Source organism: Bacillus sp. B15-48, assembly GCF_016879755.1.
GTDB lineage: Bacteria > Bacillota > Bacilli > Bacillales > Cytobacillaceae > Mesobacillus_B.
Genome location: NZ_WOFU01000028.1, coordinates 1 through 1929 on the forward strand (window position 1 = coordinate 1; position 1929 = coordinate 1929).

The window sequence follows — 1929 nt, forward strand, 5'->3', positions numbered from 1 at the left end:
TTGCTTTTTCTTCTTACAAACATTATCTAGTTTTGAGGGAACAAACCTCAATTTAATAGTAGTCTGGTGGCGATAGCGAGAAGGTCACACCCGTTCCCATGCCGAACACGGAAGTTAAGCTTCTAAAAGCGCCGATGGTAGTTGGGGGCTTCCCCCTGTGAGAGTAGGACGTTGCCAGGCAAACAATGGCCCGTTGGTCAAGTGGTTAAGACACCGCCCTTTCACGGCGGTAACACGGGTTCGAATCCCGTACGGGTCACCACTTATATGGAGGATTAGCTCAGCTGGGAGAGCATCTGCCTTACAAGCAGAGGGTCGGCGGTTCGATCCCGTCATCCTCCACCATATTTATAATGAGCCGGCCTAGCTCAATTGGTAGAGCAACTGACTTGTAATCAGTAGGTTGGGGGTTCGAGTCCTCTGGCCGGCACCATTTTGCAAGCTATTAGCTCAGTCAGTAGATCAGATGCGATAATAATAATATTTCTCAAGCAGAATGAATGCTATCCTATTTGGAGCCATTAGCTCAGTTGGTAGAGCATCTGACTTTTAATCAGAGGGTCGAAGGTTCGAGTCCTTCATGGCTCACCATTTGTATTGCGGGTGTGGCGGAATTGGCAGACGCACTAGACTTAGGATCTAGCGCCGTAAGGCGTGGGGGTTCGACTCCCTTCACCCGCACCAATTCACTTTTTGAATTGCAACTTTTTTTTGGGGCCTTAGCTCAGCTGGGAGAGCGCCTGCTTTGCACGCAGGAGGTCAGCGGTTCGATCCCGCTAGGCTCCACCAATAAAATAATGAAAAAATATGGCGGTGTAGCTCAGCTGGCTAGAGCATTCGGTTCATACCCGAAAGGTCGTGGGTTCGACTCCCTCCGCCGCTATTGCATTTTTGGAGGAATACCCAAGTCCGGCTGAAGGGATCGGTCTTGAAAACCGACAGGCGGGTCAAACCGCGCAGGGGTTCGAATCCCCTTTCCTCCTCCATTTATTTCTTAGTGTGAATACTATTACTATTATCGCGGGGTGGAGCAGTCCGGTAGCTCGTCGGGCTCATAACCCGAAGGTCGCAGGTTCAAATCCTGCCCCCGCAACCAATTTTATCTTTAGTTTAAGTTTATAAAAATTTGGTCGGGTAGTTCAGTTGGTTAGAATGCCTGCCTGTCACGCAGGAGGTCGCGGGTTCGAGTCCCGTCCGGACCGCCATTTTTAAAAAAATATTGATATGGCTCAGTAGCTCAGTCGGTAGAGCAATGGACTGAAAATCCATGTGTCGGCGGTTCGATTCCGTCCTGAGCCACCTTTATTGGAGGGGTAGCGAAGTGGCTAAACGCGGCGGACTGTAAATCCGCTCCTTCGGGTTCGGCGGTTCGAATCCGTCCCCCTCCACCATTTTATTATAATTATTATTTGCGGGTGTAGTTTACTGGTAAAACCTCAGCCTTCCAAGCTGATGTAGTGGGTTCGATTCCCATCACCCGCTTCATTATGGGCCTATAGCTCAGCTGGTTAGAGCGCACGCCTGATAAGCGTGAGGTCGGTGGTTCGAGTCCACTTAGGCCCACCATGTTGTTATTTAGATTTTCCGCAGTAGCTCAGTGGTAGAGCATTCGGCTGTTAACCGAACGGTCGTAGGTTCGAATCCTACCTGCGGAGCCAGTATTCATTCTTTGTTACTGGAAAAAATTTGTAATTGATATGTCAATAAGAATACGATATTATAATAAAGTCGCTTCTGAGACATAACAGTAAGATTGTTCTTTGAAAACTAAACAAACAAGCGTCAACAAACAATATTTATCGTGTTTCTTCTATTAATATAGAGAACATGAGCCAACGTTTTATTTTATGAGCTAAAGCTTACTCTTTATTGGAGAGTTTGATCCTGGCTCAGGACGAACGCTGGCGGCGTGCCTAATACATGCAAGTC

15 tRNA genes and 2 rRNA genes are annotated in these 1929 nt (G+C 47.8%); all 17 read left to right on the forward strand.

The window, feature by feature from the left end:
• Positions 1 to 62: 62 nt before the first annotated feature.
• Positions 63 to 180, forward strand: a 5S ribosomal RNA gene (gene rrf / locus GNT69_RS25240).
• Between the two features lie 7 nt (positions 181 to 187).
• Positions 188 to 262: transfer RNA gene (locus GNT69_RS25245), tRNA-Glu, on the forward strand.
• Between the two features lie 7 nt (positions 263 to 269).
• Positions 270 to 345: transfer RNA gene (locus tag GNT69_RS25250), tRNA-Val, on the forward strand.
• Between the two features lie 12 nt (positions 346 to 357).
• Positions 358 to 433: transfer RNA gene (locus GNT69_RS25255), tRNA-Thr, on the forward strand.
• An 82-nt stretch (positions 434 to 515) separates the two neighbouring features.
• Positions 516 to 591: transfer RNA gene (locus GNT69_RS25260), tRNA-Lys, on the forward strand.
• Between the two features lie 8 nt (positions 592 to 599).
• Positions 600 to 684: transfer RNA gene (locus tag GNT69_RS25265), tRNA-Leu, on the forward strand.
• 29 nt (positions 685 to 713) lie between these two features.
• A tRNA-Ala gene (locus tag GNT69_RS25270) sits at positions 714 to 789 on the forward strand.
• A 20-nt stretch (positions 790 to 809) separates the two neighbouring features.
• Positions 810 to 883 (forward strand) — tRNA-Met (locus tag GNT69_RS25275).
• Between the two features lie 10 nt (positions 884 to 893).
• Positions 894 to 986: transfer RNA gene (locus GNT69_RS25280), tRNA-Ser, on the forward strand.
• A gap of 33 nt (positions 987 to 1019) precedes the next feature.
• Positions 1020 to 1096, forward strand: a tRNA-Met gene (locus tag GNT69_RS25285).
• A gap of 32 nt (positions 1097 to 1128) precedes the next feature.
• Positions 1129 to 1205 (forward strand) — tRNA-Asp (locus tag GNT69_RS25290).
• 21 nt (positions 1206 to 1226) lie between these two features.
• Positions 1227 to 1299 (forward strand) — tRNA-Phe (locus tag GNT69_RS25295).
• An 8-nt stretch (positions 1300 to 1307) separates the two neighbouring features.
• Positions 1308 to 1391 (forward strand) — tRNA-Tyr (locus GNT69_RS25300).
• A 20-nt stretch (positions 1392 to 1411) separates the two neighbouring features.
• Positions 1412 to 1482 (forward strand) — tRNA-Gly (locus GNT69_RS25305).
• 7 nt (positions 1483 to 1489) lie between these two features.
• Positions 1490 to 1566 (forward strand) — tRNA-Ile (locus GNT69_RS25310).
• 17 nt (positions 1567 to 1583) lie between these two features.
• A tRNA-Asn gene (locus GNT69_RS25315) sits at positions 1584 to 1658 on the forward strand.
• A gap of 208 nt (positions 1659 to 1866) precedes the next feature.
• A 16S ribosomal RNA gene (locus tag GNT69_RS25320) occupies positions 1867 to 1929 on the forward strand; the annotation flags it as partial.